This window comes from Desulfovibrio sp. DV (assembly GCF_001936595.1).
Taxonomy (GTDB): domain Bacteria; phylum Desulfobacterota; class Desulfovibrionia; order Desulfovibrionales; family Desulfovibrionaceae; genus Solidesulfovibrio.
Window position 1 is genome coordinate 1 of the sequence record NZ_MLBG01000109.1, and the last position, 16949, is coordinate 16949.

17 protein-coding genes are annotated in these 16949 nt (G+C 64.5%); 15 read left to right on the forward strand and 2 right to left on the reverse strand.

What is annotated here, in order from left to right:
- Window positions 1-227 precede the first annotated feature (227 nt).
- Window positions 228-656 (reverse strand): arsenate reductase ArsC, encoded by a 429-nt coding sequence (locus DVDV_RS18155; RefSeq protein WP_075356026.1) that lies wholly within the window; start codon window positions 654-656, stop codon window positions 228-230.
- Between the two features lie 36 nt (window positions 657-692).
- Window positions 693-1139, reverse strand: coding sequence for an arsenate reductase ArsC (locus tag DVDV_RS18160; RefSeq protein ID WP_075356027.1), 447 nt, complete (start codon window positions 1137-1139; stop codon window positions 693-695).
- A gap of 791 nt (window positions 1140-1930) precedes the next feature.
- On the opposite strand from DVDV_RS18160, the gene DVDV_RS18165 reads away from it, so the two are divergent.
- From DVDV_RS18165 to DVDV_RS18235, 15 genes are all read left to right on the forward strand, one after another.
- Window positions 1931-3112 (forward strand): iron-containing alcohol dehydrogenase, encoded by a 1182-nt coding sequence (locus tag DVDV_RS18165; RefSeq protein WP_075356028.1) that lies wholly within the window; start codon window positions 1931-1933, stop codon window positions 3110-3112.
- Between the two features lie 498 nt (window positions 3113-3610).
- On the forward strand, window positions 3611-4171 hold the full coding sequence (locus DVDV_RS18170) for a 4Fe-4S dicluster domain-containing protein (protein WP_043636695.1): 561 nt from the start codon (window positions 3611-3613) through the stop codon (window positions 4169-4171).
- Entirely contained in the window at window positions 4168-5049 is an 882-nt protein-coding gene (locus tag DVDV_RS18175; protein ID WP_075356029.1) for a CoB--CoM heterodisulfide reductase iron-sulfur subunit B family protein, read from the forward strand. Before DVDV_RS18170 ends, DVDV_RS18175 begins: the two co-directional genes overlap by 4 nt.
- A 20-nt stretch (window positions 5050-5069) precedes the next feature.
- Window positions 5070-7028 (forward strand): CoB--CoM heterodisulfide reductase iron-sulfur subunit A family protein, encoded by a 1959-nt coding sequence (locus DVDV_RS18180; RefSeq protein ID WP_075356030.1) that lies wholly within the window; start codon window positions 5070-5072, stop codon window positions 7026-7028.
- Complete coding sequence (locus tag DVDV_RS18185; RefSeq protein ID WP_075356031.1) at window positions 7016-7504, forward strand: hydrogenase iron-sulfur subunit; 489 nt, start codon at window positions 7016-7018, stop codon at window positions 7502-7504. The genes DVDV_RS18180 and DVDV_RS18185 overlap by 13 nt, the downstream gene beginning before the upstream one ends.
- A complete protein-coding gene (locus DVDV_RS18190; protein WP_075356032.1) occupies window positions 7491-8462 on the forward strand; it encodes a 4Fe-4S dicluster domain-containing protein in 972 nt (323 codons plus the stop codon). The genes DVDV_RS18185 and DVDV_RS18190 overlap by 14 nt, the downstream gene beginning before the upstream one ends.
- Window positions 8462-9505 (forward strand): 4Fe-4S dicluster domain-containing protein, encoded by a 1044-nt coding sequence (locus DVDV_RS18195; RefSeq protein ID WP_075356033.1) that lies wholly within the window; start codon window positions 8462-8464, stop codon window positions 9503-9505. The genes DVDV_RS18190 and DVDV_RS18195 overlap by 1 nt, the downstream gene beginning before the upstream one ends.
- A gap of 10 nt (window positions 9506-9515) precedes the next feature.
- On the forward strand, window positions 9516-10352 hold the full coding sequence (locus DVDV_RS18200; RefSeq protein WP_075356034.1) for an FAD/NAD(P)-binding protein: 837 nt from the start codon (window positions 9516-9518) through the stop codon (window positions 10350-10352).
- Window positions 10353-10461: 109 nt separating this feature from the next.
- On the forward strand, window positions 10462-10953 hold the full coding sequence (locus DVDV_RS18205; protein WP_075356035.1) for a ferritin family protein: 492 nt from the start codon (window positions 10462-10464) through the stop codon (window positions 10951-10953).
- A 112-nt stretch (window positions 10954-11065) separates the two neighbouring features.
- On the forward strand, window positions 11066-11911 hold the full coding sequence (locus DVDV_RS18210; RefSeq protein ID WP_075356036.1) for a hypothetical protein: 846 nt from the start codon (window positions 11066-11068) through the stop codon (window positions 11909-11911).
- Between the two features lie 24 nt (window positions 11912-11935).
- The gene (locus tag DVDV_RS18215; protein WP_083634822.1) at window positions 11936-13369 is read left to right on the forward strand and encodes a nitrogen regulation protein NR(II); all 1434 of its coding nucleotides are present in this window, start codon (window positions 11936-11938) and stop codon (window positions 13367-13369) included.
- Window positions 13362-14693, forward strand: a complete 1332-nt coding sequence (locus DVDV_RS18220) for a sigma-54 dependent transcriptional regulator (protein WP_075356037.1) — start codon at window positions 13362-13364, stop codon at window positions 14691-14693. Before DVDV_RS18215 ends, DVDV_RS18220 begins: the two co-directional genes overlap by 8 nt.
- 136 nt (window positions 14694-14829) lie before the next feature.
- Window positions 14830-15159 (forward strand): HdeA/HdeB family chaperone, encoded by a 330-nt coding sequence (locus DVDV_RS18225; protein ID WP_075356038.1) that lies wholly within the window; start codon window positions 14830-14832, stop codon window positions 15157-15159.
- A 9-nt stretch (window positions 15160-15168) separates the two neighbouring features.
- Complete coding sequence (locus DVDV_RS18230) at window positions 15169-16392, forward strand: potassium channel family protein (RefSeq protein ID WP_075356041.1); 1224 nt, start codon at window positions 15169-15171, stop codon at window positions 16390-16392.
- Window positions 16385-16912, forward strand: coding sequence for a cyclic nucleotide-binding domain-containing protein (locus DVDV_RS18235; RefSeq protein ID WP_075356039.1), 528 nt, complete (start codon window positions 16385-16387; stop codon window positions 16910-16912). The genes DVDV_RS18230 and DVDV_RS18235 overlap by 8 nt, the downstream gene beginning before the upstream one ends.
- The last annotated feature ends 37 nt before the right edge of the window (window positions 16913-16949 follow it).

Sequence of the window (16949 nt, forward strand, 5' to 3'; positions counted from 1 at the left end):
CATCCCCGGAATAACTTTCCCCTGTCGGGGAGGAGCCGGGAGGGGGGTACCCCCTCCCGGCCGCCGGAGCAACGGTGTTTCCTGTCAAGCCTGCCATGCGGCCTTGCCTGCTCCTCCCCACCGTCGCAGCAACACTCTTCCCCCTTAACCCCTTGCCTTCCAAGTGGGATTCCAAAGGGCTCAGCCCTTTGGCCGCCGGAGGCTCTTTTCTTTTCTCGCCACGCTCTCTACGCTTCCAAATTCCCTGGCAAGCCAGCCACAAACTCGCGGATGGCGTCGCGCACCCGGCGGTAGTGGCCAAGGGCCTCTTCCTCGGTGGCGGCGCTGGCGGCCAGGGCCGGCGGATCTTCAAAGCCGACATGGACCTTTTTGACCGGTCCCGGAAAAAACGGGCACAGGTCATGGGCCGAGCCGCAAAGCGTCACCACATAATCAAAGGCGACGTCCGGCAACTCGGACACGAGCTTGGACGTCTGGCCCGCGATGTCCACCCCGGCCTCGGCCATGACCGCCACGGCCCGGGGATTGACGCCGTGCTTTTCCACACCGGCCGAATAGGCGGCCAGGACGTCGTTTTTGAGCGCTCTCGTGAAGCCCTCGGCCATCTGGCTGCGACAGGAATTGCCGGTACATAAAAAGAGGATGTTCTTTTTCACGAGGCCCTCCCTTTTGTCTCGTTTAGCCGTCGCCGCCTAGGACACCAGCGGTCGGGACACCCCTGAAGCCAGTTCCCGGGACAGTTCGGCCATGCGTTCCTTGATGGCGTCGCGGATGCGGCGCACGGCGGCCAGCCGTTCTTCCTCGGTGCCCGTGACCTCGGCCGGATCGGGGAAGGGCAGATGCAGCCGGTGGGTCACGCCGGGGAACACCGGGCACTGGCCTTCGAGGGATTCTTCGCACACCGTGACCACATAGTCGTAGAGGCGGCCTTCCTTGAAAAGGTCAAACACCTTGCGGGTCGTCTTGCCGGCCAGATCAAGACCTTCTTCGGCCATGACGGCCACGACCAGGGGGTTTATGACCGTGGGATCGAGCCCGGCGCTGTCAACCGTCACGCCTTCCCCGCTCATTTGACGCAGATAGGCCTCGGCCATCTGGCTTCTGGCGCTGTTGTGCACACAGATGAAAAGCACGCGCATAGGCATCCTCCTTGCTGTTACCGGATGCTCCTGCTCTAGCCAACGCCCGTGGCGATCCGGTTACGGCCGGGGCGGGCAGGACACACGGCACAGGCCGGCCGGGGTGCTCGCGGCCCGGGGCAACCAACGCCGGCGCAGGCTCAGCGCAGACGCAGGGTTTGGCAACAGGCAGGAAACACTCCGGGATAGGGTTGCCGGCCGTAATTTTGATACTTGGCAAAATAGGCAAGCAGTCGGGTCGTGTCAATGCGCCTTTCCCGCCAGGGCCGTCTATTGGGCCTGGGCAGGGCCCCTGGGCAGGCTCGTCCGGGATGTGGGCCGGGAGTTGCAGTGGCCCGGAATCCGGCTCAAACAGCCACCGTGTCGTTTTGTCCTCTCCCGGCCTGATGGCGACAAGCATCACAACCCATGGAAATGGCAGTGTATTTTTTTACCCATGCCGGCTGGCACAGGGACAACTCGTCCCATGGGCAGCAGGTGTCACCTTTTTACCCAACAGCCCGCAGCCCGTGGGACAAGTTGTCCAAGGCGCGCCAACCCCCGGAATTGGCTGGTTTTGCCCGGGCACTCCGGCCGGCGGGGCCGCCCGGAGCGGGCGCAGGCGGTCCGCAATCGGCCAGACTGCCCCCGCTGGGAAAAGGTCTGACGTTTTAACCAGTTGAAATACATGAACAGGAGTTTTGGCCCGAGAATTGCTTTATGGGGGGCAGCGTTTACGCTTACGCCAAACGGAAATCAGGTTTGGGGTCCGTTCGCAAAACCTTAACCTTAACTACAGTGAGGTTGGCACCATGGCTGTTCGCGAGCAAGTTTACGGTTTCTTCATTCCCAGCGTGACCCTTATCGGTATCGGCGCTTCCAAACAGATCCCTGAGAAAATCAAGGCCCTGGGCGGTTCCAAACCGTTGATCGTCACCGACAAGGGCGTGGTCAAGGTCGGCATCTGCAAGCAGATCACCGACCTGCTCGACGCCGCTGGCATGAAGTACCATGTCTACGACGAAACCATCCCCAACCCGACCGACGCCAACGTCCACAAGGGTGTGGAAGTCTACAAAGCCAACGGCTGCGACAGCCTCATCACCCTGGGCGGCGGTTCTTCGCACGACTGCGGCAAGGGCATCGGCCTTTGCGTGTCCAACGGTGGCAAGATCCATGACTTCGAAGGCGTGGACAAGTCCTCCAAGTCCTTCATGCCCTACCTGGCCGTCAACACCACGGCCGGCACCGCTTCCGAAATGACCCGTTTCTGCATCATCACCGACCTGTCCCGCCACGTGAAGATGGCCATCGTCGACTGGCGCGTCACCCCGCATATCGCCATTGACGACCCGGTCCTGATGGTCGGCATGCCCCCGGCGCTGACCGCCGCCACGGGCATGGACGCTCTGACCCACGCCGTCGAGGCCTACGTGTCCACCATCGCCAACCCGATGACCGACGCCTGCGCCATCGAAGCCTTCAAGCTGATCTTCAAGTACCTGCGCAAGGCCGTGGCCAACGGACAGGACATCGAAGCCCGCGAAGGCATGTGCTTCGCCCAGTATCTGGCCGGCATGGCCTTCAACAACGCCTCCCTGGGCCACGTCCACGCCATGGCGCACCAGCTCGGCGGCTTCTATGACCTGCCCCACGGCGAGTGCAACGCCATCCTGCTGCCCCATGTCGAGAAGTTCAACCTGATCGCCAAAGCCGAGAAGTTTGCCGCCATGGCCGAGTTCATGGGCGAAAACATCGCCGGCCTGTCCACCCGCGACGCCGCCGAACTGGCCCTTAAGGCCATTCGCCAGCTGTCCGCCGACGTCGGCATCCCGGCCGGCCTGATCGACCTTGGCAAGAAGTACGGCAAGGACGTCAAGGCCTCCGACATCCCGACCATGACCGGCAACGCCCAGAAGGACGCCTGCGGATTCACCAACCCCCGCTGCCCGACCGACAAGGACGTGACCGACATCTACACCGCCGCCCTGTAAAGGACGCACCGACGCGAAGAAGGGGGGCCGCCTGGCCCCCCTTTGATGACCGGCCCCGCAGCCGGACCGGGTCCCGGGCGGGACACCCAACCACCCTCGGACCAGCCGGCCGGACCGGACAATCCTTGACAAAAACGGCAACAGCAACATGGCCGCCGATCGTGGCAGCGATCCCGGTCATGTCTCAACGGACGCATTATCAGGCCGAAAATGCGTCCATACGGACCCAAAATGCGGCCCATGACGGCCCGATTTTTTCGACTTTGTTCCAAACAGACACAAAGTCAATACCCGGAAGATTTTCGCCTTATTGCGTAACATCTCGATTTTACGAAGCTATTTCCTCCAGGCTCGACGCCCGGTCCGGGGTGGTAAACACCTGACCGCCGTGCTATCCACCCCGGACCGCGGTCGTCGTGCCCGCCGGGGGGGTCTGGGCTCCTGGACGCTCCGCTTGTGATAGTGTCGTCACCTTTCACGTCAACCGGATAGGACCGAATGAACATCATCAATCTCACCCGCGACTATGACGAGGATTTCGTTCACAGGGTGGAGGAGGAGTCCGGTCAGAAAGTCAGCCTGTGCTACCAGTGCGGGAACTGCACGGCCGGCTGTCCGTACACCTTCGTCTACGACATTCCCGTCAGTCAGATCATGCGTCTCGTCCAGGCCGGCCAAAAAAAGACCGTGCTCTCGAGCAAATCCATCTGGCTCTGCGCCACCTGCGAATCCTGTACCACCCGGTGTCCCAACAACATCGACGTGGCCTGCATCATGGATGTCCTGCGCCACATGGCCCGCCGCGAAGGGCTGGCCGCCGTGCCCCAGGTCAAAACCTTCTGGGACAGTTTCCTCGATTCCGTGCGCGCCCACGGCCGGGTCTTCGAACTGGGCCTTCTGATCAACTACGTCGCCAAGACCGGACGGTTCTGGACCGACATGGACCTCGGCCCCAAAATCCTGCCCAAGGGCAAGCTCGCCATGAAGCCCCACGAGATCCAGGGCAAAGAGCATGTTGCCCGGATTTTCGAGCGTTTCGAGAGGGAGTCCAACTCATGAGCGAAGCCATCGCCTACTACCCGGGGTGTTCGGGACTGGGCACCTCCAAGGAGTACGACACCTCCACCCGGGCCGTGTGCGCCGCTTTGGGGTTGTCCCTGGTCGACATTCCGGACTGGAGCTGCTGCGGCTCCACCCCGGCCCATACCAAGGACCACACCCTGTCCGCCGCCCTGTCGGCCAGAAACCTCCAGCTCGTCGCCAACATGGGCATGACCGCCGCGGCCACGCCCTGCCCGAGCTGCCTGACCAACCTGCGCACCGCCAATCACCGCATCGAGGCCGCCCCGTTTAAGGCCAAGGTGGACAAGCTCCTCGACGAGCCCTACGGCGGGGACGTCAATGCCATCTCCGTGCTCCAGGCGCTGGTGGAAAACGTCGGCCTCGATACCATCAAGGCCGCCGTCCGCACCCCCTTAAAGGGCCTCAAGGTCGCCTGCTACTACGGCTGCATCATGAACCGGCCGCCCGAGCTCATGGCCTTTGACGACTGCGAAAACCCCATGGCCATGGACAACATCCTCGCCGCCTTGGGAGCCGAAGTCGTCCCCTTTCCGCTTAAGGTCGAGTGCTGCGGCGCTTCCTACGGCATTCCCCGGCCCGATGTGACGGCCAAGCTCTCGGGCAAGCTGTTGGAAGCAGCCGTCGGCGTCGGCGCGGACATGGTCGCCGTGGCCTGCCCCCTGTGCCAGATGAACCTTGATCTCCGGCAGAGCCAGGTCAATCGGGCCATGGGGACAAACTACCGTATTCCGGTGCCCTACTTCACCCAGCTCATGGGCGTGGCCATGAACATTGCGGACACGGAAATCGGATTCGGCAAGCTCAACGTCGATCCGAGGCCGGTCCTTTCCAGGGCCCTGTCGGGCGCGGACTAACAGGCGAGGGAGCATAGGCAATGCGAATTGGCGTTTTCGTCTGCCACTGCGGCAGCAACATCGAAGGCACGGTCGATACCGGGATCGTGGCCAAGACAGCCCTGGACTTTCCCGAGGTCGTCTTCGCCACGGACACCATGTACGCCTGCTCGGAACCCGGCCAGGACGGCATCATCCAGGCCATCAAAGACAAGAACCTTACCGGCGTGGTGGTGGCCTCCTGCACCCCGCGCATGCACGAGCCCACGTTCCGCCGGGCCGTCGAACGGGCGGGCCTTAACCGCTTCATGTTCGAAATGGCCAACATCCGGGAGCACGTCTCCTGGATCGGCAAGGACCGCGAGGCCAATACCAACAAGTCGGTCGATCTGGTGCGCATCGCCGTGGAAAAACTGCGCCGCGACGCACCGCTGATCCCCAGCAAGTTCTCCGTCAACAAGCGCGTGATGATCATCGGCGGCGGCGTGGCCGGCATCCAGGCGGCCCTCGACTGCGCCGACGGCGGCCTCGAAGTCGTCCTGGTCGAGCGCGACTCGTCGATTGGCGGCAAGATGGCCAAGCTCGACAAGACCTTTCCCACGGTCGACTGTTCGAGCTGCATCCTCGGCCCCAAGATGGTCGACGTGGCCCAGCATCCCAACATCACCCTGCACGCCTATTCCGAAGTGGACGCGATCAGCGGCTACGTCGGCAATTTCCAGGTGCAGGTGAAGAAAAAAGCCACCTACGTGGACTGGGAACTGTGCACCGGCTGCGGGGCCTGCATGGAGAAATGTCCGAGCAAGAAAAACCCCGACGTGTTCAACGAAAAAATCGGGCCTTGCACCTCCATCAACATCCCCTTCCCCCAGGCCATTCCGAAAAAGGCCTATATCGACGCCACCACCTGCCGCCAGTTCGTCAAGGGCAAGTGCGGCGTGTGCGCCAAGGTCTGTCCCACCGGAGCCATCCGCTACGACATGACCGATGAGATCGTCACCGAGGACGTGGGCGCCATTGTCGCCGCCACCGGCTACGACCTCTTCGACATCAGCAAGATCGCCGAGTACGGCGGCGGGCGCTACCCCGACGTCATCACCGGCCTGCAATACGAGCGTCTGCTGTCCGCCTCCGGTCCGACCGGCGGCCACATCAAGCGGCCCTCCGACGGCAAGGAACCGAAGAACATCGTCTTCATCCAGTGCGTCGGCTCGCGCGACAAGTCGCTCGACCGGCCCTACTGCTCGGGTTTCTGCTGCATGTACACGGCCAAGCAGACCATCCTGACCAAGGACCACATTCCGGATTCCCAGTCCTATGTCTTTTACATGGACATCCGCGCCCCCGGCAAAATGTACGACGAGTTCACCCGCCGGGCCATGGAGGAATACGGAGCGCGCTACATCCGCGGCCGCGTGGCCATGGTCTACCCCAAGGGCGACAAGCTCATGGTGCGCGGGGCCGACACCCTGGCCGGCACCCAGGTCGAGATCGAAGCCGATCTGGTCGTCCTGGCCGCCGGGGCCGAAGCGGCCAAGGGTGCGCCGCAGCTGGCCGAAAAGCTGCGCATCTCCTACGACAAATACGGCTTTTTCATGGAAAGCCATCCCAAGCTCAAGCCCGTGGAGACCAACACCGCCGGCGTCTATCTGGCCGGTTCCTGCCAGGGCCCCAAAGACATTCCCCAGTCTGTGGGCCAGGGCAGCGCCGCTGCCGCCAAGGTGCTGGCGCTGTTCTCCAAGGATATGCTGGAAAGCGACCCCCAGATCTCGCGCGTGGACATCAAGCGCTGCGTGGGCTGCGGCAAGTGCATCATGACCTGCCCGTTTAAAGCCATCAAGGAAGTCGAATTCCGGGGCCAGAAAAAGGCCGAGGTCATCGAGACCGTGTGCCAGGGCTGCGGCATCTGCACCTCGACCTGTCCCCAGGGGGCCATCCAGCTGTCGCACTTCACGGACAACCAAATCCTCGCGGAGGTCAACGCCTTATGCCAGTCCTGACCGGCAAGGAACTGCGGATCGTCGGATTCCTGTGCAACTGGTGCTCCTATGGCGGCGCGGATACGGCAGGCGTTGGACGATTCAACCAGCCCACCGACCTGCGGATCATCCGCGTGCCCTGCTCGGGCCGCATCGATCCCCTGTTCATCGCCAAAACCCTGATAGGCGGCGCTGACGGCGTGCTGGTTTCCGGCTGCCACCCGCGCGACTGCCACTACGCCGAAGGCAACTTCTACGCCCGTCGCCGTCTGGAAGTCCTCAAGCGCTTCCTGCCCATCCTCGGCATTGACCCGGGCCGGTTCGACTACACCTGGGTGTCGGCCTCGGAAGGCCAGCGCTGGCAGAAAGTGGTGACGGTTTTCACCGAACAGATTCACGCCCTGGGACCGGCGCCGCGCTTTGATGCCGTGGCTCCGGAGCTTTTGGCCAAGATCGCCGGGGCCATCGGCCAAGGAGGCAACCGTGTCGCGGCTTGAGGAACTCAAAACCCGCATCAGGGAGGCCCTGCCCGGCCTTGAATGCGTCATCGGCTGGCAACAGGGCTACGACGCCCTGCACAATACGCCGCTTTTCATGCGAAGCGACGCCGACGTGGACAAACTGACCTGGGGCGTGCTCAACGTCCACAACCCCGCCGTCTACCTGCCGACCATGGCCGGCAAGAAAGTCGGCGTGGTGGTTAAGGGCTGTGATTCCCGCTCGGTGGTGGAACTGCTCCAGGAAAAGCTCATCGACCGGGACAACGTGGTCATCTTCGCCGCCGGCTGCGACGGCGTGGTGGACCTGACCAAAGTCAAGGCCAAACTGGCTGCGGCCGGCGTCTCGGCCGGCAACGCCGAAAAGGTGGCCACCGACGGCAAGACCGTCTCGGTCACGGCCGGCGGCCAGACCGTGGCCATGCCCCTGGCCGAAGTCTGCGCCGACAAGTGCCTGCGCTGCCAGTTCCCCAACGCCGTGCTGGCCGACGTCTTTGTCGGCGACCCGGCCCCGCAGCCCACGCCAAACCCGACCGGCAACGCCGATCTCGACGCCCTGGACGCCATGAGCGTTGACGACCGCATGGCCTTCTGGCGCTACCATATGGACCGCTGCATCCGCTGCTACGCCTGCCGCAATGCCTGCCCCATGTGCGTGTGCCGCGACCACTGCATCGCCCAGAGCCGCGAGCCGCACTGGTTGTCCCAGGAAGATTCGGTCACGGAAAAACTCATGTTCCAGGTGGTGCACGCCATGCACCTGGCCGGCCGCTGCACGGAGTGTGGCGAGTGCCAGCGGGCCTGCCCCATGGATATCCCGGTTTTGGCCCTGAAAAAGCACTTAAACCGTACCATCCATGACCTGTTCAATTATCAGGCCGGCGTCGATGTGGCCGCCATCCCGCCGCTTTTGCAGTTCAAGCTCGAGGAAGACAACATCAAGGAGCGAGGCTGGTAATGGCCGCCAAATACATCTCCCGGGAGAAACTCCCCGAGTGGCTCAAGGCCCTGGCTGCCGAACGCCGGGTGCTCGTCCCCGTCGAGGAAGGCGGCAGCGTGGTGTTTCGGGCCTATGACCCGGCCCGCGCTCCGGTCTTTGGCAGCGATGCCACGGCCCCGCCCAAGGGCGCCGTCTTTCCGGCCAGCCAGGAGCTTTTCAGCTATGCCTGCGGCAAGGAAGGCGAGGACGCCAACCCCACCCTCAAACTCGAAGCCCATACCGAGGCCACCCCCACGGTGGTCTTCGGCTCCAAGCCCTGCGGCGCGCGCGGATTCCTGATCTTCGACCGCGTCTACATGGGCAAGAAGTATCCTGATCCGTATTACATCGCCGCCCGCGAAGCCACGGTGTTCGTCACCATGGCCTGCGACCGGGTGGAGAACACCTGCTTTTGCCACTGGGTGGGTTCCGGCCCGGCCGACGCCGCCGGTTCCGACCTGCTTTTAACCCCGGTGGACGGCGGCTATCTGGTCGAAGCGGTCAGCGACAAGGGCGCGCCGTTTCTGGACAGCCCGGTGCTGGCCGACGGCGCGGGCAAGACGGCCGAGGCCGAGGCCGTCAAGGCCAAGGCCCGGGAGGCGCTCGGCGAGGCCCCGGACATTGCCGACGCTCCCAAGGCCCTGCTTGGCCTGTTTGACGACCTGGAGTTCTGGCGCGACCAGTCGGACAAGTGCGTGAGCTGCGGGGCCTGCACCTACCTGTGCCCCACCTGCTACTGCTTCTCCATCACCGACGAAGGCGCGGGCCTGGCCGGCAAGCGGGTGCGCTCCTGGGACGCCTGTATGCACTTCCAGTTCACCCTGGAAGCCTCGGGCCACAACCCGCGTCCGACCAAGGCCCATCGCCTGAAAAACCGGGTGGGGCATAAGTTCAGCTATTATCCGACCCTGCATGATGGGTTGATCGCCTGTTGCGGCTGCGGCCGGTGCGTGAAAAGCTGCCCGGTTTCCGTGGACATCCGCGAAATCGTGCAAAACGCCGTCGCCAAGGCCAAGGCCTAGAGGTGTCCAGATGACCGATCCGTTCAATCCCTATCTGCCGGAAGTGGCCACCATCCTGGAGACCGTCCAGGAGACGCACAACATCATGACCTTCCGGGTGCGCTTCGACGATGCCGCCAAAATGGCCGCGTTCACCTTCGGCCCCGGCCAGGTGGGCCAGCTCTCGGCCCCGGGCATCGGCGAATCCACCTTTGTCATCAACTCGCCCCCCACCCGCATGGACTACCTCCAGTTCTCGGTCATGCGGACCGGCGAAGTGACCGGAAAACTGCACAACCTCGTGGCCGGCGACAAGATCGGCGTGCGGGCGCCGCTCGGCAAGCCCTTCCCGGTCGAGGACATGAAGGGCAAGGACATCGTGTTCGTCGGCGGCGGCATCGGCATGGCCCCGCTGCGCACGCTGTTCCTCTACATGCTCGACAACCGGGCCGACTTCGGCAAGATCCGGCTGCTCTACGGCGCGCGTTCGCCCCAGGACATGGCCTTTTCTTCCGAGCTGCCCGAGTGGACCTCGCGCAAGGACATCGAAACCACGCTCACCATCGACCGCGATGCCGAGGGCTGGGAACACAAGGTGGGCCTTATCCCCAACGTGCTCCTGGAAATGGCCCCGTCGGCCGAAAACTGCGTGGCGATTACCTGCGGCCCGCCGATCATGATCAAGTTCACCCTGGAAGCGCTCAAAAAGCTCAACTTCCCGGATGAGCAGATCCTGACCACTTTGGAAAAACGCATGAAGTGCGGCATCGGCATCTGCGGCCGCTGCAATATCGGCACGAGCTATGTCTGCGTGGATGGCCCGGTGTACACCTACGCCCAGCTCAAAGCCCTGCCCAACGAGTTGTAGAAACACCGCGCAGGACGCATAGGCCCGGGGGAGTACCCACTCCCCCTTCCCGGGGGTCCGGGGGGATGATCCCCCCGGCCGCCGGAGGCCTCTTACAAGGAGACGCTTTATGGCTCGTTTTTTCAGCGCCAGCGACATTGTCGGCACGGCCATTGAGATCGAGCGCCGCGGACGCAACGTCTATAGCAAGGCCGCCGCGGCCGCGACGAATCCGGACGTCAAAAGCTTCCTGGAGTTCTTCGCCGGCGAGGAAGCCCGCCACCAGGCCATCTTCGAGGCCATGGCCGGACGCATCGCCAAGATTGAGGTTCCGGCCGGCAGCAACGAAGAGGAATACATGGAATACGTCCAGGCCCTGCTCGACTCCCACGCCCTTTTCTGCGGCGGAGCCCCGGAGCAGGATCTGGCCGACGCGGCCGACCCCATTGCCGCCATCGAACTGGCCAGCCGGTTCGAGAAGGACACCATCCTCTACTTCCGCGAGATGATGGACCTGCTCCCCGTGGCCGAGTCCGGCATCGTCAAGCAATGCCTCGACGAGGAACGCGGCCACCTGCGCCAGTTGCGCGGGATGCTCGCCACCCTGCGTCGAAACGCCTAACCCGCAATCGGGGCGGGCGGACGGCCGGTCGCCCCGTTTTCCGCCATCCGGCCCTGCGCCGGCCTGCCCGCGCGGACAGGGTAAACCGCTTTGAGCCAGGGGGAAGACGACCATGTACCATGATGAGATCGGCTTCGACGCCATGACCCTGACCAGCCCCCTGGACAGCGACCCCGAGGCCCGGGCTGCCGACGGCCTGGAACAAGGCCTGTCCACGCGCCTGCTCGGCCTCGTTTTGGCCTCCGACCTGTTTGCCGCCCGCACCTGCTCGCCCAGGCAGTGGCAGGAAGGCCTGCCCCTGGCCGCCTGCTGGCCCGGCGCGACCCTTCGCGCCAGCGGCGAACGCCTGGACCAGGACGATCTCGACGCCTTTCTCGGCTGCCTGCTCCTGGCCTGGCGCAGCCAGACCCGGGGCTCGGCCCGCTTTTCCCTGCGCGATCTGGCCCGCCTGATCCGGCCCAAGGCCCGGCGGTTCGACGCCAGACGCCTGGAACGCTCGCTGTGGCGCTTGGCCGCCACCCGCATCGACATCGAGGACGCCGCCGGCAGCTATGCCCTGCAGGTCCGGCTGCTCAATACGCTCCTGTGCGACCGGGCCGCCGGCCTGTGCGCCCTGGACGTCAGCCCCCGGATGCTGGCCGCCTTTGACGACGCCCAGCGCATCGAACGCCTGCTGGCCGCCCGCGCTCCCCTGGGCAGTGACGGCTTCACCCGCTGGCTGGCCGCCTTCCTCTCCCACGGTCCGGCCGCCCTGCGCCTGGATTTCGCCGCCCTGCGCCGCCTGTCCGGCCTCACCCGCCAGCCCATGGCCGCTTTTCGCATCCGCGCCGTGGCCGCCCTGCAGGATTTTCTGGACCTCGGGTCCCTTGCCGCCATAGAGTCCGCCGGTCCCGACCGGCTCATCGTCTCCCGGCCCGTGGCCCGTGGCGAAGAACCGGCCTGCCTGCTTTTGTCCTAGCGGCCGTTTCCCATGGACGGCATCATGTCTGCGGCAGCAGGAGGGGATGAAAAATCCCGGGACGCAACAGACCAACCGGCCATAACCAGGGTCCAGGATCGGCTGTTGCCCGGCTCCAGGCGCTCCATGCCGTTTCGCCGGCTCACCCTCGATGTGGCCCGCGACGGCCGTGAATCCTTTATGACGCCCTCGCGGTTGCGGACCCCCTTGCCCAGACGCTCCATGGAACCCCACGCCGGCGACGCCCTGCCCCAGCCCCCGTCCCTGGAAGACCTGATCGGCATCGAGCACAGCAAGCTCGGGTTTTATCAGGAGCTGCGCCAGAAGGTGGAGGAGCTCAAAGACGCCCACCAGGAATCGGAGCTGCGCCGCCAGGAGATTGCCGCCATCCTCGACGGCATCACCGACATCATGATGGTGCTGACCAAAGACCTGCGCATCATCTCCGTCAACCACGTCTTCCACGAACTCTTCGACGTGCCGCGCCCCGAGGGCCAGCACTGTTACAAGCTTTTCCGGCAAAGCGGCACGCCCTGCCCCGAATGCCCGGCCCACCGCTCCTTTCGCTCCAACGCCGTGTGCCGCTGCATGGGCACATTCAAGATCCACGGCGTCCCCCGGCGCTTTGAGATGGTGGCCTCGCCCATCCACAATCCCGACAGCCCGGAATCGCGCATCCTCATTTTCAAGCGCGATGTGACCATGGAACACGAATACCAGGCCAAGTATTACCAGGCCGAAAAAATGGCCACCATCGGGATGCTGGCCGCCGGCGTGGCCCATGAGATCAACAACCCCCTGACGGCGGTGTACGGGCTGGCCGAGGGCATCCGCCGCCGCCTGCCGGCCATCGAGTCGGCCGTTGACGGCGAACTCTACGGCGACGTGGCCGAATACACCGAGACCATCCTCATGGAATGCCGCCGCTGCCGCGACATCGTGCGCTCCATGCTGTCGTTTTCCCGGCCCCACACCCTGGCCTTTTCGCCGGTGAGCCTCAACGAAGTGGTCATCGACACGCTCAATATCCTCAAGCGCCGCCTGGCGGAATGCGCCGCTGCCGGCCTTCGCCTCACCGTCAATATCCACGAAGGGCTGCCCACCGTGCCCGGCGACGAGGCCCAGCTCAAGCAGGTCCTGCTCAATTTGCTCGTCAACTCCATGGACGCCGTGGAGGGCGACGGCGAGATCACCATCACCACCCACCCGGAAAACGACAACACCGTCAACCTCTCGGTGGAAGATACCGGACGCGGCATCCCCCCGGAGAACATGGACAAGCTTTTCAACCCCTTTTTCACCACCAAGCCCGTGGGCAAGGGCCTGGGCATCGGGTTGTCCACCTGCTACAGCATCGTGCGCGAACACCACGGGGTCATCGAAGTGGCCAGCGAAGTCGGCATCGGCACGCATTTTACCGTGAAACTCCCCCTGGATAGCGGGCACCCCAGTGAATAGCACGTATTGCGTCCTCGTCGTCGATGACGAACCGTCCATCGGCAAGCTCCTGCTCAAGGAACTGACCACCCCGGCCCGGGCCGTCCATGTGGCTGCCTCGGCCCGTGAGGCCCGGGAGCTCCTGGCCAAAAACGAATACGAGGTGGCGGTCCTGGATATCCGCCTGCCCGACGCCAACGGCCTGGAACTCATGGTCGAACTGCGCCAGCGCCAGGAAGACCTGGAAACCATCCTCATCACCGGCCATGGGGCCATCGACACCGCGGTCGAGGCCATGAAGCTCGGGGCCTTTGACTACGTCACCAAGCCCTTTAATCTGGCCGAACTGGAACTGCTGATCGAACGGGCCTACCAGCGCACCTACCTGCGCCGGGAAAACCGCCGGCTGCGCCACTTCCAGGGCCAGACCCCGCCGGTGCAGCTGGTCGGCAACTCCCCGGCCATCAAGCAGGTGCGCTACCTCATCGAAAAGGTCGCCCCGACCGAAGTGCCGGTGCTCATTACCGGCGAATCCGGGGCCGGCAAGGAAGTGGCCGCCCACCTGATCCAGACCCTGTCCAAACGGGCGGACAAGCCGTTTTTCATCAAAAACTGCGCTACCCTGCAAAAGGAACTGGCCAGAAGCGAACTGTTTGGCCATCTGCGCGGCTCCTTTACCGGCGCGGTGGAGAACAGCGAAGGCTTCATGGCCTTTGCCAACAAGGGCACGCTTTTTCTCGACGAGATCGGCGAGTTGCCCATCGAGGTCCAGGCGGCCCTGCTGCGGGTCCTGGAAAACAAGACCTACCGCCGGGTGGGGGAAAAGGAAGAGCGCCGGGTGGACATCCGGCTGGTCTTTGCCACCAACCGCGAACTGGTCAAGGAAGTGGCCGAGGGCCGCTTCCACGAAGCACTTTTCCACCGCATCAACGTCTTTAATATCGAGATGCCGTCGCTGCGGGAACGCCGCGAGGACATTCCGCTGCTGGTCGAATTTTTCCTGTCGCGCTTAACGGCCGGACAGGCCCCCTTCCGCATTTCCGACCGGGCCATGAAATGCTTAACCGGCTACGACTGGCCGGGCAACGTGCGCGAACTGCGAAACGTCATGGAGCGCTCCATCATCCTGTCGGAAAACAGCCTCATCACCGAACACGCCCTGCCGCGCGAATTCCTGGAGCCGGCCCGGACCGAGGAAGAGATCCAGACCCTTGAAGCCAAGGAAAAGGAGCACATCGCCAAGGTGCTCAACTTCTACGACAACAACCGGTCGCTGGCGGCCGAGGCCCTGGGCATCTGCCGCAAGACCCTCTACCGCAAAATCCGCCAGTACAATCTGTTCTAGCCCACCTCTTGTGCCGGTCCCCTCTGGCGGGCCGGCGGCAAATACTCTAATTTCGAGCCGCCTTGTCCGGCCCTGCCCGGCCCGGGCCCGTCGCGGCCCAACTGCCGACGGACAACCCTCTTCCTCTGGAGACGCCATGCCTTGTCTGCTCCGCTCCCTCGTCTGTGCCGCCGTCCTGATGCTGGCCGTTGCCGGCCCGGCCCTGGCCAAGAAACAGCAACAGCCCCAGAACATCGACTTCGGCGCCATCACCTGCAAGGATTTCGTCATGGAGATTGCCGACGCTGACGAAGAATCCGCCGGCATCATCCTCATGTGGCTGGACGGCTACTTGAGCGGCGTCTCCGGCGACACCACGCTCAACTGGAAGACCCTGGAAAACTTCTCCGGCGCGCTCATGGACGCCTGCGCCAAGAAGCCCGGCAAGAAGGTCCTGGACGTGGCCAAGGAAGTCGGCATCAACTAGTTGCCGCCCGTGAACGCCCCGACCTCCCTGCTGCGCCGGCTTTTTGCCTCCACCCTGGCCACGGCCACGGCCCTGGTGGCCGTCATCTTGCTGCTGGCCACGGTGGGCTTTTACTTTTTCGAGCTGCGGGACAATCCCGACCGGACCCTGTTCGACGCCCTGTGGTGGGCCATGGTCACCCTGTCCACCGTGGGCTACGGCGACATCGTGCCGGTCACCGTGCCCGGGCGCATCATCGGCATGTGCATCATGGGCACGGGCATCGGCATCATGGCCGCCCTGACCGGTAATCTGGCCTCGGCCCTGATCGAACGCCGCAACCGCAAACGCCAGGGGTTAGCGCCTGTGAAAACCTCCGGACACTGCCTCGTCCTTGGCTACAACGCCCACGCAGCCGGGCTCATAAAGGCCCTGGCCGCCGCTGCCCCGCCCTCGCGGGGGCCGGTGGTGGTGCTTGTGGCCCAGATCACCCCGGAAGCCTTTGCCGAGGCGGCGGCCGACATCGGCCTGGAAAACCGCCTGGAATTCTGCCGCGGCAACCCGGCCCAGGAGACCGTCCTTGGCCGGGCCTCGCCGGCCACGGCCCGGGCCGCCTACATCCTGTCCCAAGACGGGCTGTCCCCGGAAGAAGCCGACCAGCAGACCCTGCTCGCCGCCCTGACCTTCCGGGGGCTGGCTCCCAAGGTCCAGCTCTATGCCGAGGCCCTGCTTGAGGCCAACCGCCAGCATCTGGCCCGGGCCGGGGTGGATGTGACCCTTATTCGCGGCGATCTGGCCGAACGGGCCCTGGGGGCCATGGGCGAACACCCGGCCTTGTGGCATTTCATGGAACGCCTGCTCGGGACGCCCGGCCACCGGGCCATGCAGGCCCGGCCGCTGGCCCACGAGGAGCGGGGCCTTCGCTGGTCCCAGCTGGTGGCCCGGTCCATGGCCGACGGCGGACTGCTCCCCGTGGCCGTCTTTCGCATCAAGCGCGACATCACCATCAAGGAACTCCTCGACGCCGACACCGCCCTTGACCAGTTCATCCTGGAACTCTTTGCCGCCTACGGCCAGGAAGGCCGCATCGGCAACCAGGGGCCGGTGGTACTGGTCAATCCCGGCGACGAGGTGGACTTAAACGCCTTTGACGGCTGCATCATCCTTGGCCGCGAGGCCGGCCCGTCCAGGGACCATGCCCCGGAACCGGCCGCACCCGGCCCGGCCGACAGCGGCGGAGCGCGCCATGAATAAGGATTCCTGGACCCGGGCGGAACTCTTCGCCCGCCTGTCCCCGGAAGAGCTGGCCCTGGTCGCCCCGGCCTTCGAGCCGGTCCATCTGCCGGCCGGCGCGGCCGTCATTGCCGAGGGCCAGCCCGGCGACGACATGTTCCTGTTGGTGGCCGGCCGGGTGCGGGTCAGCAAATCCATGATCTTAAAAGGCATTGCCGCGCCCGGCCTGGACGCCGAGCGCACCGAGAAGACGCTGGTGGAACTGGGCGACGCCCAAAGCCCGTTTTTCGGCGAGATGGCCCTTCTCGACCGGGACATCCGTTCGGCCACGGTCACCTGCCTGACCGACTGCCGGTTTTTGCGTATCGACCGCGACCGGTTTTTCACCTTCGTGGCGGAAAATCCGGTCATCGGGGTCAAGCTGCTGACCGTGCTGGCCCGGCGGCTGGCCGGCGTTGTGCGCAAAAACAACGTGGAACTGGTCAAGCTGACCACGGCCCTGGCCCTGGTCCTCAGCCGCCGGGGCATGGAGCGCAAATAGGCGGGGAGGCCTCCGGCGGCCGGGAGGGGTAACCCTC

Excerpts from the sequence above, each read along its gene's own strand:
- DVDV_RS18160 (WP_075356027.1), bottom strand. The coding sequence starts at position 1,139 with ATGCGCGTGCTTTTCATCTGTGTGCACAACAGCGCCAGAAGCCAGATG.
- DVDV_RS18165 (WP_075356028.1), top strand. The coding sequence starts at position 1,931 with ATGGCTGTTCGCGAGCAAGTTTACGGTTTCTTCATTCCCAGCGTGACC.
- DVDV_RS18170 (WP_043636695.1), top strand. The coding sequence starts at position 3,611 with ATGAACATCATCAATCTCACCCGCGACTATGACGAGGATTTCGTTCAC.
- DVDV_RS18175 (WP_075356029.1), top strand. The coding sequence starts at position 4,168 with ATGAGCGAAGCCATCGCCTACTACCCGGGGTGTTCGGGACTGGGCACC.
- DVDV_RS18180 (WP_075356030.1), top strand. The coding sequence starts at position 5,070 with ATGCGAATTGGCGTTTTCGTCTGCCACTGCGGCAGCAACATCGAAGGC.
- DVDV_RS18185 (WP_075356031.1), top strand. The coding sequence starts at position 7,016 with ATGCCAGTCCTGACCGGCAAGGAACTGCGGATCGTCGGATTCCTGTGC.
- DVDV_RS18195 (WP_075356033.1), top strand. The coding sequence starts at position 8,462 with ATGGCCGCCAAATACATCTCCCGGGAGAAACTCCCCGAGTGGCTCAAG.
- DVDV_RS18200 (WP_075356034.1), top strand. The coding sequence starts at position 9,516 with ATGACCGATCCGTTCAATCCCTATCTGCCGGAAGTGGCCACCATCCTG.
- DVDV_RS18205 (WP_075356035.1), top strand. The coding sequence starts at position 10,462 with ATGGCTCGTTTTTTCAGCGCCAGCGACATTGTCGGCACGGCCATTGAG.
- DVDV_RS18210 (WP_075356036.1), top strand. The coding sequence starts at position 11,066 with ATGTACCATGATGAGATCGGCTTCGACGCCATGACCCTGACCAGCCCC.
- DVDV_RS18215 (WP_083634822.1), top strand. The coding sequence starts at position 11,936 with ATGTCTGCGGCAGCAGGAGGGGATGAAAAATCCCGGGACGCAACAGAC.
- DVDV_RS18225 (WP_075356038.1), top strand. The coding sequence starts at position 14,830 with ATGCCTTGTCTGCTCCGCTCCCTCGTCTGTGCCGCCGTCCTGATGCTG.
- DVDV_RS18235 (WP_075356039.1), top strand. The coding sequence starts at position 16,385 with ATGAATAAGGATTCCTGGACCCGGGCGGAACTCTTCGCCCGCCTGTCC.